This is a genomic window from Ferrimicrobium sp. (assembly GCF_027364955.1).
Classification (GTDB): domain Bacteria; phylum Actinomycetota; class Acidimicrobiia; order Acidimicrobiales; family Acidimicrobiaceae; genus Ferrimicrobium.
Map to the genome: position 1 here is coordinate 45,730 of NZ_DAHXOI010000010.1, position 25,408 is coordinate 71,137.

At 57.5% G+C, this 25,408-nt stretch carries 22 protein-coding genes; 9 read left to right on the forward strand and 13 right to left on the reverse strand.

The features are described 5' to 3' along the window. Nucleotides 1–8: 8 nt before the first annotated feature. Nucleotides 9–2,381: an FAD-dependent oxidoreductase gene (locus M7Q83_RS08270; RefSeq protein WP_298337282.1), complete on the forward strand. Its 2,373-nt coding sequence runs from the start codon at nucleotides 9–11 to the stop codon at nucleotides 2,379–2,381. A 788-nt stretch (nucleotides 2,382–3,169) separates the two neighbouring features. Here the strand turns inward: M7Q83_RS08270 and M7Q83_RS08275 are convergent. Next, nucleotides 3,170–4,435, reverse strand: a complete 1,266-nt coding sequence (locus M7Q83_RS08275; RefSeq protein WP_298337285.1) for an ammonium transporter — start codon at nucleotides 4,433–4,435, stop codon at nucleotides 3,170–3,172. 876 nt (nucleotides 4,436–5,311) lie between these two features. On the opposite strand from M7Q83_RS08275, the gene M7Q83_RS08280 reads away from it, so the two are divergent. Continuing rightward, complete coding sequence (locus tag M7Q83_RS08280; protein ID WP_298337288.1) at nucleotides 5,312–5,872, forward strand: hypothetical protein; 561 nt, start codon at nucleotides 5,312–5,314, stop codon at nucleotides 5,870–5,872. 1,028 nt (nucleotides 5,873–6,900) lie between these two features. On the opposite strand, the gene lepA is transcribed toward M7Q83_RS08280, so the two are convergent. After that, nucleotides 6,901–8,688: a translation elongation factor 4 gene (lepA, locus tag M7Q83_RS08285; protein ID WP_298337290.1), complete on the reverse strand. Its 1,788-nt coding sequence runs from the start codon at nucleotides 8,686–8,688 to the stop codon at nucleotides 6,901–6,903. Between the two features lie 99 nt (nucleotides 8,689–8,787). Between lepA and rpsT the strand changes: the two genes are divergently transcribed. The 7 genes from rpsT (at nucleotide 8,788) to M7Q83_RS08320 (ending at nucleotide 13,837) form a co-directional block, all read left to right on the forward strand. Further along, nucleotides 8,788–9,033 (forward strand): 30S ribosomal protein S20, encoded by a 246-nt coding sequence (gene rpsT, locus M7Q83_RS08290; RefSeq protein WP_298337292.1) that lies wholly within the window; start codon nucleotides 8,788–8,790, stop codon nucleotides 9,031–9,033. 571 nt (nucleotides 9,034–9,604) lie between these two features. Beyond that, nucleotides 9,605–10,663 carry a heat-inducible transcriptional repressor HrcA gene (gene hrcA, locus M7Q83_RS08295; protein WP_298337295.1) on the forward strand — a complete coding sequence of 353 codons (1,059 nt, stop codon included), beginning with the start codon at nucleotides 9,605–9,607 and terminating at the stop codon, nucleotides 10,661–10,663. Nucleotides 10,664–10,671: 8 nt separating this feature from the next. Continuing rightward, nucleotides 10,672–11,790 (forward strand): molecular chaperone DnaJ, encoded by a 1,119-nt coding sequence (dnaJ, locus tag M7Q83_RS08300; RefSeq protein WP_298337297.1) that lies wholly within the window; start codon nucleotides 10,672–10,674, stop codon nucleotides 11,788–11,790. A gap of 6 nt (nucleotides 11,791–11,796) precedes the next feature. After that, nucleotides 11,797–12,498, forward strand: a complete 702-nt coding sequence (locus tag M7Q83_RS08305) for an RsmE family RNA methyltransferase (RefSeq protein WP_298337300.1) — start codon at nucleotides 11,797–11,799, stop codon at nucleotides 12,496–12,498. Between the two features lie 56 nt (nucleotides 12,499–12,554). After that, nucleotides 12,555–13,145 (forward strand): transcriptional regulator, encoded by a 591-nt coding sequence (locus tag M7Q83_RS08310; RefSeq protein WP_298337303.1) that lies wholly within the window; start codon nucleotides 12,555–12,557, stop codon nucleotides 13,143–13,145. Between the two features lie 15 nt (nucleotides 13,146–13,160). Further along, complete coding sequence (locus tag M7Q83_RS08315; RefSeq protein WP_298337308.1) at nucleotides 13,161–13,460, forward strand: hypothetical protein; 300 nt, start codon at nucleotides 13,161–13,163, stop codon at nucleotides 13,458–13,460. Between the two features lie 89 nt (nucleotides 13,461–13,549). Continuing rightward, nucleotides 13,550–13,837 carry a hypothetical protein gene (locus tag M7Q83_RS08320; protein ID WP_298337311.1) on the forward strand — a complete coding sequence of 96 codons (288 nt, stop codon included), beginning with the start codon at nucleotides 13,550–13,552 and terminating at the stop codon, nucleotides 13,835–13,837. Nucleotides 13,838–14,007: 170 nt separating this feature from the next. Here the strand turns inward: M7Q83_RS08320 and M7Q83_RS08325 are convergent, their stop codons facing one another. From M7Q83_RS08325 to M7Q83_RS08375, 11 genes are all read right to left on the reverse strand, one after another. Next, nucleotides 14,008–14,643: an acetate uptake transporter gene (locus M7Q83_RS08325; protein ID WP_298337314.1), complete on the reverse strand. Its 636-nt coding sequence runs from the start codon at nucleotides 14,641–14,643 to the stop codon at nucleotides 14,008–14,010. Nucleotides 14,644–15,141: 498 nt separating this feature from the next. Continuing rightward, nucleotides 15,142–17,121 carry an acetate--CoA ligase gene (gene acs, locus M7Q83_RS08330; protein ID WP_298337317.1) on the reverse strand — a complete coding sequence of 660 codons (1,980 nt, stop codon included), beginning with the start codon at nucleotides 17,119–17,121 and terminating at the stop codon, nucleotides 15,142–15,144. Nucleotides 17,122–17,497: 376 nt separating this feature from the next. Next, entirely contained in the window at nucleotides 17,498–18,388 is an 891-nt protein-coding gene (locus M7Q83_RS08335) for a tyrosine-protein phosphatase (protein WP_298337422.1), read from the reverse strand. Between the two features lie 83 nt (nucleotides 18,389–18,471). Beyond that, nucleotides 18,472–18,951, reverse strand: coding sequence for a pilus assembly protein TadG-related protein (locus tag M7Q83_RS08340; RefSeq protein WP_298337320.1), 480 nt, complete (start codon nucleotides 18,949–18,951; stop codon nucleotides 18,472–18,474). Next, nucleotides 18,926–19,372 (reverse strand): hypothetical protein, encoded by a 447-nt coding sequence (locus tag M7Q83_RS08345; protein WP_298337323.1) that lies wholly within the window; start codon nucleotides 19,370–19,372, stop codon nucleotides 18,926–18,928. The genes M7Q83_RS08340 and M7Q83_RS08345 overlap by 26 nt, the downstream gene beginning before the upstream one ends. Before the next feature lie 8 nt (nucleotides 19,373–19,380). Then, on the reverse strand, nucleotides 19,381–19,683 hold the full coding sequence (locus M7Q83_RS08350) for a hypothetical protein (protein WP_298337326.1): 303 nt from the start codon (nucleotides 19,681–19,683) through the stop codon (nucleotides 19,381–19,383). A 251-nt stretch (nucleotides 19,684–19,934) separates the two neighbouring features. After that, the gene (locus M7Q83_RS08355) at nucleotides 19,935–20,210 is read right to left on the reverse strand and encodes a hypothetical protein (protein ID WP_298337329.1); all 276 of its coding nucleotides are present in this window, start codon (nucleotides 20,208–20,210) and stop codon (nucleotides 19,935–19,937) included. A gap of 973 nt (nucleotides 20,211–21,183) precedes the next feature. Then, nucleotides 21,184–22,143, reverse strand: coding sequence for a proline iminopeptidase-family hydrolase (locus M7Q83_RS08360; protein WP_298337331.1), 960 nt, complete (start codon nucleotides 22,141–22,143; stop codon nucleotides 21,184–21,186). Nucleotides 22,144–22,442: 299 nt separating this feature from the next. Then, entirely contained in the window at nucleotides 22,443–23,279 is an 837-nt protein-coding gene (locus M7Q83_RS08365; protein WP_298337334.1) for a hypothetical protein, read from the reverse strand. After that, nucleotides 23,276–24,106: a hypothetical protein gene (locus tag M7Q83_RS08370; protein WP_298337337.1), complete on the reverse strand. Its 831-nt coding sequence runs from the start codon at nucleotides 24,104–24,106 to the stop codon at nucleotides 23,276–23,278. The genes M7Q83_RS08365 and M7Q83_RS08370 overlap by 4 nt, the downstream gene beginning before the upstream one ends. Beyond that, nucleotides 24,103–25,362 carry an ATPase, T2SS/T4P/T4SS family gene (locus M7Q83_RS08375; RefSeq protein WP_298337340.1) on the reverse strand — a complete coding sequence of 420 codons (1,260 nt, stop codon included), beginning with the start codon at nucleotides 25,360–25,362 and terminating at the stop codon, nucleotides 24,103–24,105. Before M7Q83_RS08375 ends, M7Q83_RS08370 begins: the two co-directional genes overlap by 4 nt. Between the last annotated feature and the right edge of the window lie 46 nt (nucleotides 25,363–25,408).

Here is a 25,408-nt window from a genome sequence, read left to right on the forward strand (position 1 = left end):
TGATTGACATGACAATAAGCGAATTTCCAAAAGTTACGGTTTTGAAGGATCGGTGTTCCGGGTGTCAGGAGTGCCTCGTGCGATGCCCAGTCGAGGCGATCAGCCTGGACGAGTTCACCTACACGGTCGATGTCGATGGGTCGGTATGTGTTGCCTGTCGCCAATGCGAGCGTACCTGCCCCTTCTCTGCGATTCACGTCGAGGGAGCGGTTCGGGTGGACGCACGAGTTCCGGCGCATCTGTTTGAGCCAGAAGATGTTCGAGCGGATTTGCATGAAGTTCGTGTGGGCTTCTTGAATGATGATGAGCTGATCGCAGAGGCGAGCCGTTGCTTGAACTGCCCGGATGCGACGTGTGTTCGTGGCTGCCCAACCCATAATGACATCCCTGCGTTTATTGCGGCAGCCCGCAACCTCGACTTCGATGGTGCCCGGGCGGTGCTCGCGGCGACATCGTCGATGCCGGAGATCTGTTCGCGGGTCTGTGATACTGGAACCCAATGCGAGGGTGCCTGTTCGTTCGCACTCGCGGGTGACATGCCGGTTGCGATTCATGAGATCGAGCGCTATCTAGCGGATCGGAGTACGCCAGTATCGACGAAGGCGGAGCCAGTGGGGCTCTCGGTCGCGGTCATTGGTGGAGGACCTGCAGGCATCGGTGTCGCCGACGTCGTCGCAAGAGGTGGGGGTCAAGTCACCATCTTTGAGGCTGGCGCCGAGATCGGTGGTCTGTTGCGCTCTGGAATTCCCGAGTTTACCCTGCCTAATGCGGTGGTGTCACGCGTAGCTTCGCAACTCGAAGACCTTGGCGTCGAGGTCGTCCCCAACACGCGGGTGTCGTTAGAGGTTCTTGAGGATCTGACGCGCTCATTCGACGCGGTTATCATCGCACAAGGTGCGAACGCTCCGTTGCCCATCACCGCAGCAGGTAAAGAGAACGTGCACGTGACCGAGGCCAATGATTTTCTTGATCGCGCCTACCATACCATCATGGATCACTCAGATGATCCTGTGGAACTGACGGGTCCAAAGAATGTCCTCGTCGTAGGTGCTGGTAATACCGCCATGGATGTCGCTCGCATGACCCGTCGCCTTGGCGGCTCGGCGACCTGTGTTGACTGGATGGATCGTCGGTTCTCGCTTGTCCGCCCGGATGAACTTGGGGAGGCGGAACACGAGGGCGTTGAAGTCCTGTTCTCGGTGACGGTAGCCAGTCTTCGACCGTTGGCGAATGGTCGTATCGCGGCGACCTTGGTGGCCACGGTACAGGAAGATCGGCAACAGCGTCCCAAGGTGACGGATAAGGTCTTCCGGGTCATGGAGGTAGATGAGGTCGTTGCAGCCCTCGGTTATCGCATTGAACCCGATCTATTAGCCACGTTTCCGTCGCTGCCAGTTCGCAAAGAGGTTCCAATTATTAAGGATCGCCATTGGGTGGCCAGTGGCATCTTTAACGGTCTCGCCAATGATGTCTCTCGACGGATGGCCGTCGGTGATCTATCCGTCGGCCGAGAACATGCTCGGGCTCGGGCACAGATAGCCTTGAAGGATCATATCTACGTGGTTGGAGATTCCTTGATTGGACCCTCGACGGTCGTCGAGGCGATGGCCCAAGGACGTAAGTTGGGTAGGAGCCTGTTGGATCGCTCCTCGAGGCTCGCCCCGTCGGTGGTAGGGCGACTACGTCCACCGAGAGTGCTCATCAGCATTGACTCGCCCGGGGGTACGACGCGAGCATTGGCGTTGAGGCTTGCCGATCTGTTGAGTTCAGTAACGAATGAGATTGTTGCGGTTCCAGTTGATCAGGTTAGCTCGGACATGGTGGCAGATTTTGATCTTTTGGTGCTGGCTACTTGGGTGGATGGTCTGGTCGTCGGCGGGCAGCATGCGAGCCCGGCGACGGAGAGGCTAGTTGGTCAGCTACCCGTTGGTGCCGCGACCCAGGTAGCGGTTCTCATGACCTATGGATTTGACCCTGGGCATTCGCTGGATCGTCTCGAAGCTCTGGTTGTGCAGAGAGGGTTGAGGGTAGTTGCGCAATGTGCCATGAAGAGTCACGGCGATGGTCTCTTCGGGTTTGTACACGACCTGAGTGTGGCGACTTGGCCCGATATTGACGCGGCTGGGTTGGCTAAGGCGGTTCTCGTGGCTGGCGAAATTCTTCCCTCGGAAGTTGGTGCCACGATTGGTATCCGACCAGAGTTGGCTGCTGCGGTAGCTCGGAGTGTCAATGAATTGCGTGCGCTCCGTGGAACCGACGAACTGATGACCAAGGTGATGAACAGCGTGAATGAACTGCAGGTGGTCATCGATGGCTGGAGACGACAGGACAAGTCGGTTGCTCAACACCATAGCGCACGAACGAGCGTGCTGGCCCAATGAAAGACCTCATCCCCTCGGCACACAACCCTAGGATGGTTTCGGCCGTCCTAGGGGAGGGGCACCAACCCTGTGCTCCCACTCGGGAGCACCACGACCTCATCCCCTCGGCACACAACCCTAGGATGGAATTAGAGCAACTCTAACTCTATTGGGTGTACTTTGTCAAGCGGGACTCATTGTGCCTGGTTGGCGCGCTGTCTGTTTGGAGTCGTTGAGAGTTTATGGCGATGATTCGGCAGAGGTAATGCGGCCTGCGACTTGTGCTTGTCGGGTGCATGTTGACTGTTGCTTCTGGGGCCGTAGCGCATTTTCTTGACGCGGTGGTTCGATCAAGGTTTGAAGGAGCGTTCGGTCCGCAAGGATCGCAATGCAGCTTTTTAATGATGGTCATAGACTTCACCACTCGCTTGTTCACGTGTGTTCGAGTGCGAGGAGCCTGCATTGTTTTCCAGTTTTGCGACAACCCAAGACCGCGCCAGGATGGTTGCTCTGACCATACTTCAGGCGGCCGGAGAGCATGAGTGATGTTGATTTCCTGGGTGCGAGTTGGCAAGCTGGGAGGTGCCGACAGATCGCGATCTGAACGGTGCATCGCGTCGGCCGCTGCGATAGCTTGTCAGTCTTCTACTCCGAGGTCACCTTTAGGATGCTCTCCTGGTGCGTTCTAATATCGAACGTTTCCTGAGACACCTGTCTGCAGTAGGCATGTAGAAAGGTTTTCCATCCGAGGTGAAGTGGCGCTAGGGTGGCTTCGGTCTCTCCTTGATTGCGAGTATCTTATGACATCGTCAGTTGTTCGCAGGAGCGGGCTCAGACTCATAGGCCACCTGGTCAAACAGGGAGTTCAAGCCGGTTGCGCCAACCTCCTCGACCTCAGGGACTCGAAGGCCGTTCGCTGCCTTGATCACGATCAGTATGACGAACGTTACCACAGCAGTAAACGCGATAACAGCGATAACAGCGATTGCCTGATCTCCGAGGGAGGCCCAGTGCCCGAAGATCAATCCGTTGATATGCGAGCCGTTTGTTCTTACTAAACCGGCGGGGTTGGAGCGATAATCCGCAAAGATGCCAACGAGCAGCATGCCGAAGGATCCACCTACTCCATGGCACGCGACTACGCCAAAGGCGTCATCGAATCGCTTCCAACGCAGCAAGAGGCGAGCCGCCGAGAAGCTCACGACCCCTGCAAGGGCGCCGATGAGCAGCGCTGGCATTGGGCCTACAAAGCCGGACGCTGGTGTGATGGTGGCGAGACCTACCACGCCACCGGTGGCGATCCCGATGACCGTGACCCGACCGGTAACGGCTCGCTCCATGAACGCCCAGAGAATACTTGCACTGGCTGCTGCCAGCTGAGTGGCCACGAAGGCGTTTGCGGCAAGCTGGCCGGAGCCGAGAGCCGACCCCGCATTAAAGCCAAACCAGCCGAACCAAAGGATACCTGCACCGAGGAGCACCAAGGGGACTGAATGTGGTGCATAGGTCGCACGGGACTGCTTGATTCTTGGGCCTAACATCAAGACGAAGATCAGGGCGGCGGTACCAGCACTCGCGTGTACTACCGCGCCACCGGCGAAGTCTCGTGCGCCCAGTCGATAAAGCCAACCACTTGAGTCAAAAAGCCAGTGTGCAAGGAGAGGGTAGACGACGATACTCCAAGCGAGGACGAAGGCGACCCAAGAACTGAACTTCACGCGTCCAGCGATAGCACCACTGACCAATGCTGGCGTGATGATCGCAAACATCAACTGGAACGCCATAAAGGCGAGCTTGGGTACATGCGTGCCAGGCCAGACTCCGCCCATGTGCATCAAGAAGGCATAATGCAGATCGCCGATGAAGCCATGGCCCATGTCAGGGCCGAAGGCGAGGCTAAACCCTATGCTCACCCATGAGACGGTCACCAGGGAGATGGAAAAGAAGTTCATCATTAACATGTGTAGGACGTTTCGTTGAGGTTCTAGACCTCCGTAAAAGAAGGCTAGCCCCACCGTCATGAACATCACTAGCGCAGCACTGGCCAAGAGCCATGCGGTATCTCCTGCGTTCACAGAAATCTCCAATCATCCACTGAATATAAATAATACTACACCTGGATACTTTCAAATATATAATCATATACGCGAGAAATATTTGTTTCAGTCGAGATTGATACTCGTCTTGGGCCAAGTAGTAATGGGTCTCGCCTGCTTCTGAACTGTCTATGGTTAGCTTGTAATTGATGAGGCTATTGATGTGTGTGTTTAGGTCATAATATTAGCCCCGCAGTGGCATGTACTTAGCACATCCAACCTATGAGGTTAGCAGTAGTCGTACGCTGGTGAGGAATTACTTGTTAGGTAGAGGTGGTAATAGACTGGCCTGTGTTTCGAGGTGAGCTCCCATCATGTGGGTTCAATTGTGTATGCTGCCAACGCGGCAGGGTAGTCTTAAGAGATGATGGTTTGCGACCAAGCACTCCAATATATTGAGCGTGAGCAGTGCGCTCTCGTGGTCGCATCGAGGTTTGAAGAGCTCGAGTTGTTCTGGCTGAGCTCGGCGGGGTATGCGAGGAGGAGGGCACCAACGGTCGGCACCTCAACTGACTGCAAGCAGCTTGGCATCGTTAATCGAGCGTAAAACGCTGCGAAACGATCACGATCCCAGCCCAGGCTAGTGACCGCTCTCGACCTCAGTAGGCGTCCGTGCCGATCACCACAGCGTCCCGCGCATGGCAGGACGCTCGCTGTTGGCAGGAGTGACCCAGAAGCTAGAGTGACTTCGTCATTGCTTAGCCCTAGCGTTGGTGCTGCTAGGAGTCAGACCGAGCGTCTGCCCTCCCCACGACCCTCTTGGCTCGGAGGACGACCAAACCTGCGACGCCTAGGCTTGCCACCCCTATGCCGATCGGCAGAAGGGGTGAGCCGCCCGGGGCTTGTGGAGGTCCGGTGACCAAGCGTGTCGGTGAGGGGGTACTCGTTGATGACGGTGGGGTGCTCGATGATGACGGTGGAGTCGTTGGACTCGGTGAGGTCACCGTCGTGCTAGCGATGGTCTCGGCCTGTGGTACGGTGCAGGAACTCTTAATGGTGTTTTCGACAGTGAACTGCACCCCGGTTGTTGGAACGGAGAAGGCCAAGGTTCCGGGTGCGGTGGCGGTGGTAGTGGCAGTCGATGGTGATGCAGGTAACGAGATGGAGACCGACGCAGGGGTTGCTGGTATGGGGAGATTGCCGGCGAAGGTCTCATCAATAGTGGATGGCGATCCACTTGTTGTCACCACCGGGATGACGAACGAAAGAGGAAGTGTCTTGAGTTTGAACTGTACTCCAAGCTCTACCAAATTCTTTGGAACGGTTACATCGAGGGTAAGTCCATTCAGTGAGACGGTCGAACCTTTGCTTGCGGTACTGGGAGTAGCTGTACCTACGAGGGTTGCCGTGAATGGAACGGTACCAGCCACCGGAATGTCGGGACAGGTAAGTGTGAAGCTTGGAGTACTAGCATAAGCCTGGGCTCCAAAACCAAGAATCGTCGCCGCTGCTGTAGTGCCAGCTGTCAATGCTGCAACACTTGTTAGTCCTAGAATCGTTTTCGTCAGTTTCATGATTGTACTCCTATCCCATAAGCCTTACTACCGCGTCTACGCTCACGATAAGTTGATTATAGTGTGTCTTCAAAATGGTTGCCAGGGCCAAAGGTCCTTTACTTTGTGCACATTACCTTGCCGTGCATTGGGCTAGCAATGCGACCTGGACGAGCATTCGGCTGTTGTGTGGTTTGGATGCAGAGCACCGTGCTCTGCACGCTCCACCAATGCCGCTTCCGACGAATTCAGCGCTGGGACGTGCACGAGGATACTCCTGATGCGGGTTCTTCACTACCGTGCCGACTGGTGAGCCTATGGAGATCTGGGCGGTTGGCGACCGGCACTACATTGTCTCCTCTTGGCGGGGTTGATGCCAGGCAGGGGCCGTCTTGCCGATGATGCTGCTCGCGGGTGAGGACCCGCCAAACGATGGTGAGTGGCCCAAAGTTACGGCGAAGTCGCAGATAGCGGTGGCCTGGTAAGCGAGAAGGCTTTACCGCGACTGTGGTTGCCTTCCGAGAGATGGTGCTACCCAAATGTTTGGGTGATGCAGTGTTGGTGCGTTACCTGTGGGGCGTAGCACAGGAGGCGTTCGAATGAGCGGTGGTGGGCTACTTGTCGTGGGTCAATCGTTTGGGGGCGGCGGTGGTAGGTGGTACAGGCAACTGCGCTTTTTGATCACGAACACCGTCACAGCGATGGCGAGCGGTATCCCGAGCCACAGGCTACCTATTGTCAGGGCAAGCAGAATGGAGACTAATACCAGGGCGGTCACTCCGATACGGCTTGTCAGTGTCGAACGACTCAGTGTCGAACGACCCTGGCAATTCGCCTGGCTGCGCTGGGATTTGGGAAAAACCACGTCACTAGTCTAGTGCCTTTGCGATGTTGTGGTGGGTGGCCGTGGTCATCGCGCGCCGGGCCGGATCGGTAGCGACGATCGATGCGCTAGCTTCCGATGCTGAGCGCGGAGACGAACGCCTCCTGTGGGATCTCGACGCGACCGACTGATTTCATACGACGCTTGCCCTCCTTCTGTTTCTCAAGGAGTTTGCGTTTACGGGTGATATCACCCCCATAGCACTTGGCGATAACGTCTTTGCGATAGGCCTTGACCGTCTCTCGCGCGATGACCTTGGTGCCGATAGCGGCCTGTATCGGAACATCGAATGACTGACGTGGAATGAGTTCACGCAGTTTGGCAACCAGCCGACGCCCATAGTCATAGGCTTTGTCACGGTGGATGATGGTAGAAAACGCATCGACTGGTTCACCAGCGATGAGGATATCGAGTTTGGTCAGGTTGGCCGGCTGATACCCATCGGGCTCGTAGTCGAGCGAGGCGTATCCCTTTGTTCTGCTCTTTAACGTATCGAAGAAGTCGATCACGATCTCCGCTAATGGCAGGCGATAGTTGATCTCGACCCGCTCGGGAGAGAGGTAATCCATCTTTACCAGCTCACCCCGTTTTGACTGGGCAAGTTCCATGATGGTACCGATGTACGTGGCCGGTGTGATGATGTTGACCTTCAGCATGGGTTCTGCGATCTCGGTGATGAGGTTCGCTGCTGGCATCGCGGATGGATTGGCGACCTCGAGGAGCTCACCCTTGGTGTCAAGTACGCGATAGCCCACACTTGGCGTTGTAGCGATTAACGAGAGGCCGAACTCGCGCTCCAGACGTTCACGAACGATCTCCATATGGAGGAGTCCAAGAAAGCCGCAACGGAAACCGAAGCCAAGGGCGGCTGATGTCTCCGGTTCGAAAGTGAAGCTGGCATCGTTGAGCATGAGCTTGTCAAGGGAGTCCCTCAGCTCCTCAAACTCGTCACCGTCGATCGGGTAGAGGCCACAGAACACCATCGGCTTTGGGTGTTCATAGCCTGGTAGTGGGGCTTGTGCTGGCCGATGCGCTTGGGTGATCGTCTCACCCGAACGTGCCTCCCCAACGTCTTTGATCCCCGCGATCAGGTAACCGACCTCGCCGGGACCGAGTTCAGCGACCGGTGTCATGACTGGACGGCGTGCCCCGATCTCCTCGACGTCGTGGCTGCGCTGGGCTTGCATGAAGGTGACACGGTCGTGGGAGCGAATCACTCCGTTCATGACCCTGAGGGAGCTAACGACCCCTCGATATTGATCGTAGAGCGAGTCAAAGATGAGCGCCTGGAGTGGGGCATCACGATCCCCGGTTGGTGGTGGTACCCGTTCGATGACGGCGTCAAGGAGCTCGGCCACACCTTGACCGGTCTTGGCTGAGATGCGCAGAATACTGGTGCGATCGATACCAAGCACGTTCTCGATCTCACTGGCATACAGATCGGGTTCGGCGGCTGGGAGATCAATCTTGTTGAGTACGGCCACGATCTCGAGGTCGTGTTCGAGGGCTAGATAGCAGTTTGCTAGGGTTTGGGCCTCGATGCCTTGAGAGGCGTCCACCAACAAGACGACGCCTTCGCAGGCGGCAAGGGATCGACTCACCTCATAGCCAAAATCGACGTGCCCAGGTGTGTCGATCAGATTGATCCGGTGGCCCCCCCACTCAACGCTAGCGTTCTGTGCTTTGATGGTGATGCCGCGCTCACGCTCGATATCCATCGAGTCGAGGTACTGTTCGCGCATCAGTCGAGGGTCCACGGCTTTGGTGAGCTCCAGAATCCTATCAGAGAGGGTCGATTTGCCATGATCGATATGGGCGATGATTGAGATGTTACGGATGTGAGATTGGTCCAGCATGCGCAGGTAAGCTTAGGCCCACGGCGCGTCCAGTCATGACCTGATGCTATGCTGGGAGATCGGATTTTTAAGCGGTGAACGCAACTGGGAGAGTCAACCTTGGCAAATATTAAGAGTCAGATCAAGCGCATTGGTCAGAATGAGCGTCGGCGCGAGCGAAACAAGGCAGTGCGTTCAGAGCTCAAGACCCGTGTCAAGAATGCCGTCACCACCCAGGATGATGCATCCGTGCGCCTCGCACTGAAGCGCCTCGACAAGGCCGCATCTCAGGGTGTGATTCATAAGAATCAGGCGGCGCGCCGTAAGTCGCGTCTCATGGCCCAGTTGGCCCACGCCAAGGATTAGCAGCTACCGCTTCTCTATTGGGAGTTGAGGCCGGTCCACGGTGGTATCGTCGTGGCGGTGCGAGACAGTTCTTTCGTGGATCGAATTCGTCCTAGGGCCGAGCCTGTCGGTGTCGGAATGGTCCGGTGTCGGTCAGTGGTTTGCTCCGTTGCTTGGACTCGTTTCTGTTCTGGCATATTGCCATTGTTTGGTGGCGGTTGCTGGGGATCTCAAGTGGGTTAACCTCTCGGTCACCGAGTCGAATGAACCACCTGACCGTGGTAGGGCCTGTTCACGGCTCTATTGGTTCGACCCTCTCTAGTCAGTGCTTCGCGGCGTATCGGTAACGTGTCGATGTTCCCTCGCCTACGGCACAGAGTGGCATGCGGCACAGAATGGAATGTAACAGAAGCGGCCACCCTTGCGATGTAGCGCGCCCGATGCGCCCGATTCGTGCAGTTACGGGCAAAAAACCAACCCGGGTCTGTTGAAAGCTAGACTATAGAACAAGCCACTGAGTGCGACAGCACCTAGTGGGGTAATCCAGTGGGATAGCGTAGTCAAAGATTTTGTTGAGGTCAGGTTCTCGGTTATGGTTGATCAGTCACTAGGCGCACGCAAAGAGGCGATTCTTCTCGCGGTCATTGTTGAGTACATTCGTACTGCTTCTCCAGTGGGGTCCCAGCACGTCCTGGAGTCAGCTGAACTCGACCTGTCACCGGCATCGGTACGCTCCCAGATGGCCAATCTGGAACGAGAGGGCTATTTAACCCAACCGCATGTCTCCGCAGGACGTATCCCCTCGATCCGTGGGTATCGTTATTTTGTTGATCGGCTTCTGCGTTTCGATCCTGTTGAGTTGGCCAAGATTGAACATGACGTCGCTGACTTTTTGCGTACGGCAAAGGGCGCACTTGAGGATGTGCTTGAGCGGTCACTGACCTTCTTGTCACAGCAGACCAACTACACCGCAGTGATGACGACGTGGGCTGTGTCGACGGAGGATTATAAGGCGATTCAGGTGCTCTGCCTTGGTCCAGATACGTTGTTGGTAGTGGTGGTGGGGTCCAAGGGCACGGTCGAACGCACGACGGTGCACCCCAGCGTTGAGGTGAGTGACGAGGTAGCGAGTCACGTCAGTGCGCGCCTGTCGGCGACGTTGGTGGGTACCGACATGAGCGCACTCATCGACCTCGACACGGTTTCCGGCCCGGACGCGAGTACTGCTGGTGTGGTCCCACTGTTGGACGACCAAGCACCGTTGGTCACCACCGTCACCCGCGAAGTAGCTGCAGCGCTACGCGAACTGCGGGTACGCGAAGAGGTTGGACTGCGCGTACGTGAGCTTTCGAAGACGGCTGCCGCTCTCGAACAGCTCGATCAGGTTGCGAGAGTACTTGAGACGCTTGAACACGATGTGCATGTTGTGGACCTGATCCGTACGTTGATCGAGACCGGCAGCATGGTCAGCATCGGTGATGAAGGCGGAGTTGAGGCACTCAATGAGTGTTCGCTCGTGGTGGCACCCTGTGAGATCGATGGCGAACTCGTAGGCTCTATCGGATTGATTGGACCTACTCGGATGGATTACTCGCGAGCACTAGCGGCGGTTGAGGCACTGAGTGCGCAAGTCGCGCGTGCGGTGCGATAAGGAGGAACGTGGTCGACTACTACGAGGTATTGGGCGTTGCACGCAGCGCAACTGCCGAGGATATCAAGCGTTCGTATCGGAAGCTGGCTCGGCAGCTACATCCGGATGTGAACGGCGGCGATAAGGACGCCGAGAACCGCTTCAAGCTTGTAACCGAGGCCTACGACACGCTGAGCGATCCTGAGAAGCGTCGCCAGTACGATCTCTATGGCTCCTCCGGTGGGGCGGGCAGCGATCCCTTTGGTGGTGGCCCATTCCAACCAAACTTCACCGATATCTTCCAGACGGTCTTTGGCCAAGGGTTTGGTGGCCAGGAGGCGCCAGGTCCGCGCCGTGGCGAGGACATGGAGACGGCGGTCAATCTCGCCTTCGAGGAGGCCGTCTTCGGCTGCCAGAAGGAGATCTCCTTAAAGATGCCGACCACGTGCCCGACCTGTAGTGGATCAGGTGCGAAGGTGGGTACCTCTCCAACGGTCTGTGCTCAGTGCCAGGGGAGTGGTTCAGTCAAGCGGGTGACGCAGTCATTCCTCGGTCGGATGGTGACAACCATGACCTGTGACGTCTGTCATGGTGAGGGCAAGGTGATCACCGATCTCTGTCCTGACTGCCGTGGTGAGGGTCGCAAAACCCTTGAACGTCACTTCACGATCGAGGTGCCGCCAGGCGCTGATAACGGTCTTGTGCTCCGTCTCACTGGTAAGGGTGCCGCTGCGCCGCGAGGTGGTCAGCCAGGGAGTCTCTATGTGCATGTCAACGTCGCGCCCTCGCAGAGATTTGAACGACAGGGCAATGATCTGTGGATGCAGCTACCGCTCTCCTACGTGCAGGCGGCGCTCGGTGCGCAGGTGGACTTCGAAAGCCTCGATGGACCCGAGACGATCGAGGTCGCCCCAGGTACGCAGCCGGGGGCCACGGTGCACCTCAAGGGCAAGGGAGTTCCTGTCCTCTCAGGTCGAGGTCGCGGTCGTGGTGACTTGATTGTAGCGATGGATGTGCAGATGCCAAAAGAGCTCAGCGAAGAGGAGGAGGGGTTGCTTCGTCAGCTCGCAGAGTTGCGTGGCGAACAGGTCCTCGGTCACCATGAGCATGGTATCTTCTCGAAGTTGAAGTCGGCGTTTAAGCCGTAGCGGAGGATGGAGCGCCTCCACCCTTTTATCATTGTTGACGATCTTTCGACTCTCGTCGTTTCGCGGCAGCTCGCTCATCACCTTGTGTCGGTGCGTCGCCTGCGCAACGGTGATCACCTGTTTGCTGGAGACGGTCATGGCCGGTTCCGTGCAGTGGCGATTGAGGCGATTCAGGACCACGCGCGATTGGTTCCGCTCTCGGATATCTCGATTGTTCCCCGCGAGGAACCCGACATTGGGATTGCCATGTTCTTGCCCTCAAGTGAGCGCCTGTCGTGGGCGGTGCAAAAACTGACCGAAACGGGTATTGATCGTATCCATCTACTCTCGGATGTCCATGATCGGCGCGGTGGTGCCCAGTTGTCGCCAGCGCATCTGGAACGCCTCGAGCGCGTGGCTCGTGAAGCAGCCCAGCAGTCGGAGCGTCTGTGGCTGCCAGCGATTGATCCTCCGATTCCAGCGCATGAGTACTTTGCCAGAGCAGGACAAGGAGTGGCGATTCTCGATCCCGCTGGAGGCCCCTTGCCCAAGGGGGTGACCACGCTGGTGGTTGGGCCCGAATCAGGTGCGATTGTTGCACCTGATTCCATACCAAGAGTGAGTCTTGGGCTACCGATTTTGCGGATTGAGACGGCAGCAGTAGCAGGTTCGATACTTTTGGCGACATTACGGGCATCACTGGTATGTATTTGCGATAAACCCTGGTAGTATACGGCTACACGGAGTAAACGCGTGACCTCTGTGGGATGGAGCGAGGAGTGTCAATGGATCAGGCGGAGCGAGACTACGCACGCGAAGTAGGGAAGCGGTTGCGATCCGTACGCAAGCAGCAGCGTTACTCGCTGCAAGCAGTCGAGGCGATCTCTGAAAAAGAGTTTAAGGCGTCTGTTCTCGGGGCCTATGAACGTGGTGAGCGGTCAATTTCAGTACCGCGACTACAGCGTCTCGCGGAGTTCTACCATGTCGGTGTCGATCAACTATTGCCACCAGAACTCGCTGGTCGAGAATTCTTCGCACTCAGCAATCGGGACCGGGTGGCCTCGTTGACTGATGATCAGAGCCGTATTGATTTAGCAGGGCTTGAACGACAGATAAGTGCCGGTGTGGCACGGTCACGGGTTACTGGATCGGTCAAGTGTACGATCGACCTTGCCAGGCTTTCGTCGATGATTGGACCTGAACGCGATCTCATCAGCCGTTATCTGTCGATGATCCAGGTCTCACGGCAGGATTTCAACGGTCGCGTGATGACCGTACGTTCCGATGATCTCAAAATCATCGGTGCCGTTCTTGGGCTGTCCTTCGAGGATATGATCGCTTTCCTTGATGATCTAGGCCTCCGCGTTTCGAGTTAGTCGACGGATCCTCCCATGGGTGTGAGGATCTCGAAGAAGACCGCCCTCGCTCTTGGAGGTGTGCTCGATGAGGTAGGTCGTGGCGAATGTCAGCCTGCTGAGCGGATCTCGGTAGTGCTCGGTCTGTTAACGGGTCAGGCCGACCGGAATGATCTTGAGAATCTTGAGGCGCTATCGCGATCGGTTGGCGTCACGCTCGATGATCCGGGGATGTTGCTTGACCGGCTCCGGTGGAGCAGCGAGGAGCAGTTTTGCGATCTCCTAGTCACATTGATTGAGCTGCGAGATCCAAAGTATGTCATTTTGCTACCTTGATGCTACGTTGACGGTGATGCTACGTTGACAGTGATGACGTATCCGCGAACGAGATGCGGGTAGCGTCGGTTCGGGATAAGGGGGTCGAGATGGACGGTCAACGACAGCGCGAGGTGATCAGTGCACTTGACCGGTCCTTGCGCTGTGCGATCGCGGGTGATTTCGCCGGTCTCGGCCAAGGTGCTGTTGCGATACGTCGCCTGAATCAACTCCCCGTCTATGAGGCAGTGCCAGACCTGCTTGAAGAGCTCGCGGTGTGCCTGAGGGAGCCGGATCGCGCTGCTGCGCACGAGACCGCGTCTCGTCTCTACCAGATACTCAAGGGCGGTCCCTTTGAGCCGCTGATCGCCACGCTGGTGCGCTCGCTGTCCAGTTGAACACTCTGATAGTTCCCGGCAGCGGTGGAGCCGGACCTGATCGGGAACCGGCGCTGATGTGGTTCGCTGTCTCTCTTGCAAACGCCAGTGGCCGACATCCATGAAGGACGTCGGCCACTGGTTGGACCAGGGAGAGGGGTTAGGGTCTCTCTCTGTTGACGGTTGGTAGATCAGCGATCTACTGGTGACATCACATGGTGTGGGTCCTGATCTGGTGGGACCATCGGTTTTGGTGTGAGTGGTCCAATTGGTAGCAGTACCTTCCCCCAGGTCGAAGCGATCGTGCCGGAGGCTGCATGGTAGAAGCCGAGGACAGCGAAGATGATGGTTGCCCAACCGCCGGCTTCCGTCAGGCTTGTCGAGTTCATTCCTTGTCCGAGGGCAAGAAGCACGAAGGTGACCACCAGTAGGAAGAGGATGATCGCGAGGACGACGTCGGTCTTGAGCGATGCGATAAAGAGATAGAGGGAGATGATCGCGAACATCCACAGGAAGAGCGCAAAGGCAGTGCCGACGCTTGCCGGAGCTACGGTCTTGGCGTAGAACTGTAGATAGAGGCCGACGATGATCCAAAATGGACCATATGATCCAAAGGCCACTGCCCCAAAGGTGCTGCCACGCGCAATTTCGATGATGGCGGCGATGATCTGGACAATGCCACCGAAGATGAAGGCTGTTGGGATGATAATGCCGACGGCTGTTCCATTGATGAGATGGGCATTAATAATACCCAGCATCAATGAAGTGGCCGAGAATGCGGTAACCGCCCAATGTCCGGGATCCGCATAGGTTTCCTTAGCTGACATGTACGTTCCTTTCTTCTATGAGAAGGTACTTACGTGTTCCTGTACGACAGGAACGATGACTTGGTGTAGATGATCAGATTCTTGTAGGTCCTGACTCTGTGGTCTTCGAAGGCTACTGCGATAGGCACCCCCCAGTCGCTGGTTCTCGAGCGTTGGTCGGCCTGTCGCTTGGGCCTCCCGCGACGGTTGCCTGGGGCAGTGCGTTCCGTCGTTGGGATCGCACATCGACGGGCAAACCTGAGTGCTGTCGTTGCGGTTGAAGGCCTTGTGGTTGAAAGCCTTGTCTCTGCTGTTGGCGTAGCGTGTGTGGAACTAGCTCGTCCATTTCCCCCCTGTTTGGACCCATCGGTGTTGGCGATGGGCGCTTAGCCCTTGTGACAGATTGCCCTTACGGGTTCGTCAATCATGACCCGCAAGGTACCAATATGTCCTGGTCGAATTTGTTGTCTTCATCTGCAATCCCCCATCCCCTGGCGCGGTGAGACTGATGATGAGGTGCTACTCCTCAGTCGAGGCCTTCATCGACTGTGCTCGATCAGCGATCTCTTGCACGACATCGGCGTTGGCGAGTGTGGTGACGTCGCCGAGTTTTCGTTGCTCGGAGATGTCGCGGAGCAGTCGCCGCATGATTTTTCCTGAGCGGGTCTTTGGCAGCTCATCGGTAAAGACGATGGAAGCTGGCCGCGCTATTTTCCCGATCTTGTCTGCAACATGATCGCGGAGCTCAAGTATGAGGGCTTCGCTCCCAACGATTCCCGATCGAAGGGTGACAAAGGCCGCAATCGCCTGCCCGGTGATAGGATCGTTGCGTCCAATGACTGCTGCTTCAGCAACCGATGGATGATCGACGAGTGCGGATTCCACCTCGAGTGTCGAGATCCGGTGGCCGGAGACGTTCATGACATCATCGACGCGCCCGAGGAGCCAGTAGTAGCCATCCTCGTCACGCTTGGCTCCGTCGCCAGCAAAGTAGCGCCAAACCCCCGCGCTCGGGTTTGAAAACCGTGACCAATACGTATCGACAAATCGCTCAGGGTCTCCGAAGATCGTGCGAGCCATGGCGGGCCACGGGTGGGTCAATACGAGGTAGCCTCCGCCACCCAGTGGGACCGAGTCCCCCTCTTCATTGACGATGTCAGCACCTATTCCAGGCAGGGGGATCGTAGCTGATCCAGGCTTTGCGGCGGTGATAGCCGGTAGGGGAGAGATCATCATATTGCCTGTCTCTGTCTGCCACCAAGTATCCACGACCGGGCATCGATCTCCGCCAATGACCCGCCGGTACCACATCCATGCCTCTGGGTTGATGGGTTCTCCGACGGTGCCGATGATGCGTAATGACTCCATATTGTGGCGGTCGGGGAACTCCGTTCCCCACTTCATGAAGGTACGGATTGAGGTAGGGGCGGTGTAGAGCTGGGTTACCCGGTACTTTTCGATGATCGCCCAGTAGCGGTCCTTGTCCGGATAGTCGGGTACCCCTTCATAGAGGACGCTCGTTGCTCCGTTGGCCAAGGGTCCATAGACGATATAGCTATGGCCGGTGACCCATCCGATGTCAGCAGTGCACCAGTAGACGTCGTCGGGTCGAAGGTCAAAGACCTGCGCATGCGTAGTTGCTACACCGACGAGATACCCTCCAGTGGTGTGGAGGATGCCCTTCGGGCGTCCCGTGGTACCGGAGGTATAGAGGATGTAGAGCGGGTCCTCGCTTGAGGTTTCGGTCGCTTCGCGGACCGAGGGCTGGCTCTCGGTCAGTGCCCGATAGGTGATATCTCGGCCCTCTTGCATGGCGACATCGTTGCCGGTACGCTCGACGACGACGACATGCTCGACTGATGGAGCGTTCTCAAGTGCCCGATCGGCAAAAGCCTTGAGTTCAACGAGTTGGCCTTTGCGCCGAGACTGATCACAGGTGATGAGCACCTTGGCTTGAGCATCGTTGATGCGATCGGCGAGTGCCTCCGGAGAGAAGCCGCCAAAGACGACTGAATGAATCGCGCCGAGTCGCGCACAAGCGAGTAATGCGATCGGAAATTCCGGGATCATGCCCATGTAGATCGCCACACGATCACCCTTGGTGACCCCAAGCGAACTCAACCCGTTGGCAAGCCGAGATACCTCAGCTAAGAGGTCGGCATAGGTGAGGGTCCTGGTGTCACCCTCCTCTCCCTCAAAGTAGTAGGCCACCTTATCGGGGGTCGCGGCCGCATGCCGGTCGAGACAGCTCTCGGTGATGTTGAGGGTGGCTCCGTCAAACCACCGTGCGAAGGGAGGATTCGACCAATCAAGCACTCGGTCCCACCGTCGCCTCCACAACACTCGTTCGGCTTGGTTGGCCCAGTAGGTCTCGTAGTCCTCGCCTTCGCGATAGATTGCAGGCGAGTTGATCGCTGCCGTCTCTCGCAGATGTGCTGGCGGCTCGAATTTTCGCCCCTCAGAAAACAGTGCCTCAATTGTTGCGCCATCGTCGGCCATTCTTCCCCCTTAGAAGCGGTCTGGAACGCTGCTCGTTCTCTGCTGCGACATCCGTGGTCGCTGACCAAAGCGTAGTGCTTTGTTACGACCTTGTCAATTAGGCACGTGACGCTGTGGCCGTCATGGTGTCGGCGATCGAAAATATCGCACTCTAGCAGGACGTTGGCGAGCCGATAGGAGATGCTTGGGGGAACAAGTGCCAGTCGTTGCACTCGCAAATAATGCTACAGGGAGTTGCAATTGCGCCAAATGTGTCGACTCGATCAAGGCGGGCGATCCCGCCTTTCATGCCCCTTGATACCCCCGTAAGCGTGGTGGGTACACGGTCACTTATCGTCGGGAAAGCAGATGAGAACGCCCCTGGGCGTTCCTGGCTTCACCAATCGCCGTGTCGTTGGCGGTACCCAAACTCGTTCAAGTCGAGTGCCGCGAGGGCCGCCGCCAGCGAAGCGTTCTGGGTTGAAAGGTAGCTGTGGATGTTGCGTGGGTCGACATCGGCGGCGAGGAGATCTGGCCGAAGAGTCAAGAAACGTGGTAACGTCCGATAGAGGGACGAGAGGCGATAGTCCTCCATTATGTCTCGCATGCTGACGCCCTGTGAGAGCTGCCAAAGTGCCACGACGATACCGGTGCGATCCTTCCCGGCTGTGCAGTGCACAAGGACGGGTTGGTTGTGGTCGCGATAGAGCTCGAAGGCGGTCATGAGATCTTTTTCGTGTTGAGCAACGAGGTCGAGATACATCGCCTTCATCGCCACATCGTCGATTCGATCGACTAGACCCTCCAGGAGTGCACGCGTGGCATCTATATGACCCGCGAGGTTGCCAACGATTGGGATCTGCACGATGGTGATGTGACCGGGTGCCTTCGACGGTGCAAGGTCAGACTCGTCTGCGTGGCGAAGATCGATGATCAGGTCAATGCCAAGACGTTCGATGCTCTCCCAATCATGTGTGGAGAGCCTGGCCAGGTTCTCAGAGCGGTAGTGGGTGCGCCAGTCGACCAAGGCACCGCCGGAGCCTTGTCGACCACCAGCGTCGCGGAAGTTGGTCGCCCCGTCGAGGAGTATTCGTCGATTTGCGATGACATACCGTACGTCATTCGCCTCGCGCTCAATCACGGGGGCAAGCGAAGGTTGACTGAGTTCTAGGCTAGCGAGCGGTCCACGTGTCGTCAGACCCAGAGCTAAGCCAAGCGATCGAGCGATCAGGAGTTGGCGTTGATCGGAGGAGAGGTGTGCATCGACGGGTACGAGTTGAGTTGGCATCACCTTGAATACCCTAGCCGGTCGTTGCACCTCACTTTGAGACCTCCGGGGTGCTGGGTTGGCGGGATCGATGAGTCAAGACCTCAGTGATAGCTGGTTCTGCCGCTGGTGAACGCCCCGCGCTGAAGAGGACTTGCTAGGGCGATTGCTGTTGCCGATGCGCTGAGCGAGTCATGATCGATACCGACGAGATTGAGAAGGGGTGTCTGTTGTTGCTGGGTAAGCGTGATGGTAATGCTCAGTGGTGTGGGGAAGGAGACAGCGACATGGGTGAGCCGCGTACTCTCGTGCGCTACGCAGGCCATGACGTCTCCTTGAGCGGCCGATGGGGCAAGAGCGAGGACCCCTTCTGAGTAGTAGGAGACCGGATCGAGGGCGCGGGTGCCTTGGATGGCACAGGCCTCAGCCACCTCGGTGAGCTGGTGCTGCGCCAGATAGAGCGCGGTGGCGTTGATGGCGAGGGTCATGAGAATGACGACCACCAATGCGATGAGCGGCACCAAAATCAGCGCTGAGCCGCTGTCGGCGGCTCGACGGTTAGTTTCCCTGTGTGAAGGGTGCACAGTTGAATCCCAACTGGTCTGGCGTGCGATAGGCACCAGTGGCAATCGTTGCCGAACCGATGACGTGATACGTTGCAATCGTTGTCCCTAACAGCGCAAGCCCTGGCAGGGTGAGCGTTGTTGAGAGAATGAGTCTGTCTGTCTGGCAACCCTGCAGCGCACCGCGCAAGGCGACGTTGACCATTGCACCCTGGACGCGAACCGTCGATGGTGGTAGGGTTCCCGTGAGCGTAGCGACCCGCAGCAGATTCCATGCGCGTTGGTCGAGCTGTTGTTTGAGGCTGACGATTCGAATCGTGCCGATAAGGAAGGGGATGAGCACCAGGAGCACGATGACGCTGACGAAGAGGAGGGTGACGAGATCGATGAATCCTCCGGTGCTCACCTGATCCCGTTCGGCTGGTATGACCAATGGTCTCATCCTGTCGGCTAGTTGACCAGCGCGGTGGCGCGAGCAGAGAGAGCGGTCGATCCAGTCAGAAGTGGGATGGATCGCTGGAGGGTAAGCGTCACGGTTTGCCCATTGATGGACCAGTGAATATCTGAGTCGTGTGAGCCCAATAGCCCGGATGAGGTAAGTGAGTTTTGAGCGCTATCGACGGCGACCGTGACGCCTTGAGATAGATTACTCGCAGCCAGTATTGCTGTGCGGTTAGCGAGCGCATTGAGCTGCACCCATTCGATAATTGCGGTCGTGGCCTGGACGGCAAGGATGAGAAGAATGATGCCCACGGTCCCGGCAACGAGTGTCGTTACTAGCGATGAGCCGCTACTCCCTTGTATCGGGGAAATCGATCTAGGAACCGTGCTTGTCGGCACACCATCGACTATGGTGTCGCCTGGCGCGCTAGCAGTGAAGGGGATCGATCGGATCCTACCACGTTGAAACCCTTGCGGTTGCCTGATCGCACTATTGTCTAGGGTGTCAGGGCTTCTGGGAACCTTCGGTCTTCGAAGCCCTGCTAGTGGTAGTAGTTGCCTACTCATTGGCCAATTTGTGAGACCTGGGTCGAGATCGAGCTCGTCGCATTGGACATGATGAGCTTGAACGCGACCCAGAGCCCCACGGCGAGGAACGCCATGATCATTACTACGATGGCGGTTGAAATGACCCCTTCGCCTGTCTCATCGCTTGCGTAGCCGAGTTGGGTGCCCATAAACCCCCATAGGTCGGTTGCGATCAGTGTGAGGGCCACGATGCACCGAGTAACCGTGTAATGAACGGTCGACGATACTCGCGCCAACTTCCATGTCGGCATTGAATTCTCCTTCCTTGGATTCCCTCTATCCTAGATAACTCGGTTTGATCTGTCAAGGCATCATGGCGAGTTTTCTCGGGTGGATATGGTGGCGTCGAGGTGGACTAATTGGGTAGATCGGATTCTTGCTATAGCGTGATGGCTGCTGGACAAAAGTTATTGTCAAGTGGGTGGTGGATCCGCCACCCTTTGTGTGCACGGGGACGAGAAACCGGCATGGGGGAAGCTCTGGGATGAGAATAGCTTCACAAATCTGTCCTTTGCGGATCAGTAATGGGTGTCTTTGTGTAGGCGCTTGTACCCATTGGGCTTGGTAGCCGATGCCCGGACTACTCATCAGCGGTTTGTCAGTGTCGCCGATCGACAAGTAGCTACCGAGCGACAAGTAGTTACCGATCGTCAAGGAGCGGCATTGCGGAGGGGGCACTCGTGTCGGTTGTAGCGGGTGGTAGGGATCGGAGAACCACTGGGATCAGGTGGTGTGAAATGGGGGAAGGGGGTAGGGGTAGGGGCGGCAGGGCTTAACTGCCTACGTTGTGGCGCTTCTTCGCGGCCCTACGTTTGGGCAACCAGTGAGGGCGAGGTGGTCGATGACGTGGTCAGCGCAGTGTTGGACAACCGACACCGAGGCGGTCAGATGGTACCGGGGCACCCGGATGTGGGAAGTGGAGGTTGCGAGTCGTGGGGTAGCCATGAGGTTGATGGACGTCTCGCCGCGAGGGGCGGTAGCAGCCTCAAGTGCGTCGGTAGGTCGCTCGAAGGGCACCCGTCGAGGAAGACCTGCTTGTGCGCGACAGCCGGCATGAAGATCGGGCGGCGGTAGGTCGTGGCACCCCAAAGGTTGCTGGTTGCGTGAGCTCGCCTAGCGATCCAGCGGAGTCAATTCATTATGGTACCTAGCCGCACGAACGAGGCTCATGCATCGGCGATGCCGCAAACGCACTGGCAATGCTCCTCATCGTGGTTGATGCGATTATCCAGGGAGGTGACGCAGAAACTGCAGGAGTCCGGCGAAGTAGGTCTCCTGGTCGTCATACAACGCCATGTGACTGCCGTTCGGACAGAAGAGATACTGACCGTTGGGCAGGGTGTTCGCCATCATCTCCATGTGCGATGGATCCATGGTATCGTACCGAGCGCCGATGACGAGCGTGGGTACCGTAATGGTTGCGAGATCGTTGACGCGGTCCCAGTTGGCGAGTTTGGCGTCCGGACTCATCCCCAACTCACTCGGTCCCTGCATGGAGACGTAGATCTGCTGATTGAGTTGATCGAATCCACGTTGTACCGGATCGGGCCATTGGTCGGCTGGCATGCGTAGGGTGTGATACTCGTAGAAGTGGGGGATCAGGAGCTCCATGTAGCGTGGGTTGTTGATGTCCCCGCTGGCTTCGAGTGCTTTGATCTCGGCGAGGGCGGTCTGATCCATTTGGGGCATCAAAACCTGCTCTGCGTAGGCGGTGTAGGCTGGCGCACTCGCCATCATGTTGGAGATCACCAACCCGCGAAGATGCTCTTGATGTGCGAGGGCGTATTCGATGGCGAGTATGCCGCCCCAGGAGTGTCCAAGGAGCACGAAGTTGTCGTGGTCAAGGTTGAGAGCCTGACGAACCTGCTCGACTTCGTCAACAAAACGCTCTGTCTCCCAGAGAAGTGGATCGTCAGGTTTATCACTAAAGCTCGAACCGAGCTGGTCATAGTAGTAGTATTCAACACCCTCCGCGGGGAGATAGCTATCCATGGCCTCGAAATAGGCATGATTTGCCCCAGGCCCGCCATGGAGGAGGAGGACCTTCAGTCTGGGGTTGTTGCCGATCCGTTTCGTCCAAACGTTGAAGGACCCCACCTGGGTGGTGATCGGTATTTGTCGCGCTCCACCACTCAACCGATCGTCACGGCTGGAGTAGTCGAGATAGGATTGATCGATGCCCACGCCTGCCCCCTTTGTCGCACAATAGAGATAGCCTAACGCCAGAAGTAGATCACTGCCATCGCCAGCTAGTCGTTCACCCAATGACCTCGGCGAGGATCCGTTGCCTGTCCGCTGCGCGATCGCGCGTTGTTGGCTAGCCCATCGGGACCTATCCCATCGGGACCTATCCCATCAGGACAGGGGATGTGCCAGACAGACAATGATCCACCGAGCGGTGATGCGGAGTTTGGATCGGTCGAGTGCCCCTCGCAGAGGCACCCGACGCGATAGCGACACTCTGTGTTCCAGGACGAGCAACTTCAACGCAAGGCGAGCAGCTTCAAGGAGCTGATCAGTGGGACGATGACGAGCAGGACGCCAGGAATAAGTGTCGCGAGCGCGACAGGGATCCAAATCAACTGCTCCCTTTTGCCGGCGATGGCGATCAGTCGATGGTGATGGTCAAGTTTCGCCTTAGTGAGGAGTTGGCCAACGAGTTGTTGCGCGACCTGATGTTGGTTGGAGAGGGCCAAAAGGGTAAAGGCACGGCTGGCCTCGGGATCCCCAAGCGCGTCGGCGAGTTCGTTGAGTACTCGGGAGATCGGCTCGCCTCTGGTCAGTGCGGTGGATGCCCGCACCAGGTGATTTGACCATGCGGTCTGCGTCGTGCGTGCGACGATGATGAGCGTGGTGGTTAGGGAGTGACCTCTCTCGAGGGATGCCTGGATCTCACTGAGAAGCAAGGGCAGGTCGCCGCGGAGCGCCTCCTTGGTCTGCTGCGCCGCACCTAACAGTAAGAGTCGCTGCACTCCAACGAGTAGCAGCCAGAGGGGGATGGCGAGTACCACGGCGGATACGGTCGGCTCGATGATCGTGAGGATGACGACGATGAGCGCCGTGACCGCGGTGGCATTGGTCGTGATGGTCAGAAGGAAACGAGTGAGGGATTGGTCAGCAAGGAGGATTGCGAGTTCTCGATCGATGCTGTGGGTGAGGCTGCCCAGCAAGGCCCTCTTCGGTTGTTGGCGCTCTCTGGCCGGTCGGAGGTGGCGAAGGAGTCGCTCATGCTGTCGGGTCGTCGAGGTATGTCTGCTGAGGCGAACAGCGATTGCGATCAATGCTGCGACCACCAGCAGTGTGATCAACCGAGCGATCATGGTTGCGACCAAGCCAGGAGCCAGAAAAGGGGGGATTGGCGTCGGGTGCTGGTACGCGAACGCTCCAACGGTGTGAGATAATGGTCAGCCCAGAGCCAACACAGCGTGATGATGATCAGCGCGATGGTGCCCATGGTCAGACCGAGTGGAGTGAGATAGGCGGCGACGCCACCGCCAATGATGATACCGATGAGTAAGAGGAAGAGCGGGACGGCTACGACGAAGGCTCGCGCCAGCTTCGCGCCTGAGAGTTTCGCTTGGAGCTCCAAGGTGAGGTTGTGGTCTTCCCGATGGCGCTCGGCAAGCACCCCGAGGGCGGTCTGAGCTTCGGCAGTAGAGAGACTGGTGAGGCTTGCCAAAATTTTCAGCGTCTCAGTAGAGCTTCCGAAGGGGAGTCGCGCGCTAAGCGGCCCAAGCGCTCCTTGGAAATCACCGGTGAGTTGGTAGATCTTTGCACCCTCATCGACGTAGTCCACAAGGTTTCCTGGAAGTGTGTGCGCGGCCCCAAAGAAGGCGCTCGGCAGCGGATCACCAAGACTCGATATCCTGGTGGCAGTCTCGTCGAGAACAAGCGCCCAGGCACCACTGAGCGCAAAGGCGAGCTTTTCAGAGCTGTGCGAGGTATCGACGATGACGATCGTGAGAGCTGCGAGACCTGCGAGCAGACCGATGATGGGTGAGAGTACCAGCGCGATGACCGAAACCATTAGCAGTACGGGTATTGCTTGCTGCAAGCGTAGACCACCCTCCGCTCGTGGGCGCCGGTTGCGTAGTAACTCTGCCACTACCGCGCCGATCACGATGAGCGAACAGAGATCTCCAATCATGCCAGTTCTCCGATCGGTACCGCCGTCATGGGCTGGCGAAGTGCCGGGTAGCGCTGAAGAATTCGGGCGTGTTGAGGAATGGGAGTCATCAGCACCCCATTCGCGATGTCAAGATCGATGGTGACGAAGTTGGTCTGTCCGCTTCCGCTCGTGATGTCTTCGACCAGGGCGAGCTGTGTGATGGTGAAGTGTTCCCCTATCTTTGCTTGGTAGACGACGATGTCGACGCCGTCAGCGATCAACTGGCTCATCGAGGAGCTCCCAATACCGGTGCCGTTGAGCTCTGAGAGCAGCCGTAACCGAGTCAGCGCACCTCGGGCATCACGTGCATGGATCGTGGTGACTCCGGGAATGCCGCTGGTGATGGTGAGGAGAAAGGGCAACGCCTCCTTATCGCGGATCTCCCCGACGACGGCGATGGATGGTGCCATGCGCAAAAATGCCGTAACCAGTGTTCGTAGGTCGATTGCAGTGGTGCCCCGGCGAGCTCGCCGTGTCTGCAGATGAGCAACATTGGCCAGCGCAACTCCGGTCTCGGCGACCTCTTCGGCGACGACAATGCGGCTTCGCGGGTCCACTTGAGCGAGGAGGAGTCGTGCTAGGGTCGTCTTGCCCGAGCCTGGTAACCCGGCTATCACGACGGTTGCACCTTCGTCCATCGCCCGAACGAGTAGTTGATGGAGCGGTTGTCGGTCGCCCTGGTCGCTTCGACGCGAGACCCGGCGAAGATTGATCAGCATGTGCCCTGTCGCAGAGAGCTCTGGGTGTACCAGATGGAGGCGAGAGCCGTCAGGGAGGCTGATGTCCTGGATCCCTTCGGAGGGGTCTAGTGCTCGGCTGCTGCCAAGCGACTGAGCGGCGAGACGCTCGATAATCCGGCGTAGGTGTGCGTCGTGGTAGAAGCCCTCTGGGTAACGCAGATGACCAGCGCCTGAGCGGATGACAAAGATCTCTTGCGGCCCATTGATCATAATCTCCTCAAGGTGCGGATCCTGAAGGAGTGGTTGGAGCGGACCAGCGCCGAGCATGCTTCGGGTGACATAATCGGCAACCTGTTCTGCGATAGACGCTTGACTGTGAAGGTCGATACCGGGCGTGAGGTGCTCCATCTCCGAGCGGGCGAGTTCACGGATGCGAGCTGCTGAGGCTGGGTCGTCAGGATCAAGATGTTCCTGCTTGGCCACGGCTTGCACACGCTGTTCCACTAATGCACAGCATTCGAGAAAGCCAGTGATCCTTCCTGATGTCGACCGCATCATCGCCCTCCCTGGGTGGCTTGATCAGAGGACGTCCTGCCCTCAC

Bases quoted from the DNA above. Each gene is read 5' to 3' on its own strand.
- M7Q83_RS08270 (WP_298337282.1), top strand. From the start codon at position 9: ATGACAATAAGCGAATTTCCAAAAGTTACGGTTTTGAAGGATCGGTGT.
- lepA (WP_298337290.1), bottom strand. From the start codon at position 8,688: ATGCTGGACCAATCTCACATCCGTAACATCTCAATCATCGCCCATATC.
- hrcA (WP_298337295.1), top strand. From the start codon at position 9,605: ATGGTTGATCAGTCACTAGGCGCACGCAAAGAGGCGATTCTTCTCGCG.
- M7Q83_RS08305 (WP_298337300.1), top strand. From the start codon at position 11,797: ATGGAGCGCCTCCACCCTTTTATCATTGTTGACGATCTTTCGACTCTC.
- M7Q83_RS08310 (WP_298337303.1), top strand. From the start codon at position 12,555: ATGGATCAGGCGGAGCGAGACTACGCACGCGAAGTAGGGAAGCGGTTG.
- M7Q83_RS08315 (WP_298337308.1), top strand. From the start codon at position 13,161: ATGGGTGTGAGGATCTCGAAGAAGACCGCCCTCGCTCTTGGAGGTGTG.
- M7Q83_RS08320 (WP_298337311.1), top strand. From the start codon at position 13,550: ATGGACGGTCAACGACAGCGCGAGGTGATCAGTGCACTTGACCGGTCC.
- M7Q83_RS08325 (WP_298337314.1), bottom strand. From the start codon at position 14,643: ATGTCAGCTAAGGAAACCTATGCGGATCCCGGACATTGGGCGGTTACC.
- acs (WP_298337317.1), bottom strand. From the start codon at position 17,121: ATGGCCGACGATGGCGCAACAATTGAGGCACTGTTTTCTGAGGGGCGA.
- M7Q83_RS08335 (WP_298337422.1), bottom strand. From the start codon at position 18,388: ATGCCAACTCAACTCGTACCCGTCGATGCACACCTCTCCTCCGATCAA.
- M7Q83_RS08345 (WP_298337323.1), bottom strand. From the start codon at position 19,372: ATGAGACCATTGGTCATACCAGCCGAACGGGATCAGGTGAGCACCGGA.
- M7Q83_RS08355 (WP_298337329.1), bottom strand. From the start codon at position 20,210: ATGCCGACATGGAAGTTGGCGCGAGTATCGTCGACCGTTCATTACACG.
- M7Q83_RS08365 (WP_298337334.1), bottom strand. From the start codon at position 23,279: ATGATCGCTCGGTTGATCACACTGCTGGTGGTCGCAGCATTGATCGCA.
- M7Q83_RS08370 (WP_298337337.1), bottom strand. From the start codon at position 24,106: ATGATTGGAGATCTCTGTTCGCTCATCGTGATCGGCGCGGTAGTGGCA.
- M7Q83_RS08375 (WP_298337340.1), bottom strand. From the start codon at position 25,362: ATGCGGTCGACATCAGGAAGGATCACTGGCTTTCTCGAATGCTGTGCA.